Below are 342 nucleotides of genomic sequence, written 5' to 3'. Positions count from 1 at the left end.
GCTCCGCAGGCAGGATTCGAACCTGCGACCGATCGGTTAACAGCCGATAGCTCTACCACTGAGCTACTGCGGAATAATGCCTGCCTGGCGATGTCCTACTCTCGCAGGGGGAATCCCCCAACTACCATCGGCGCTGAAGAGCTTAACTTCCGTGTTCGGCATGGGAACGGGTGTGACCTCTTCGCCATCATCACCAGACAATTTAGTGACAAAGATCATTATACTATGTATTTGAAAAAATGCAAGTGCATTTTTCGAGAAATTATTCTCTCAAAACTAGATAACGGTCAGACATTTCACAAACATTTAGGTTAAGTCCTCGATCGATTAGTATCTGTCAGC

At 46.8% G+C, this 342-nt stretch carries 1 tRNA gene and 1 rRNA gene; both read right to left on the bottom strand.

The features are described from left to right. Nucleotide 1: 1 nt before the first annotated feature. Nucleotides 2-73, bottom strand: a tRNA-Asn gene (locus QMZ64_RS23105). A 9-nt stretch (nucleotides 74-82) separates the two neighbouring features. Beyond that, nucleotides 83-198 (bottom strand): 5S ribosomal RNA (rrf, locus tag QMZ64_RS23100). Nucleotides 199-342 lie beyond the last annotated feature (144 nt).

This window comes from Bacillus sp. LB7, assembly GCF_030449715.1.
Taxonomy (GTDB): Bacteria; Bacillota; Bacilli; order Bacillales; family Bacillaceae; genus Bacillus; species Bacillus paralicheniformis.
This window is presented reverse-complemented; position numbering and strand designations above follow the sequence as displayed.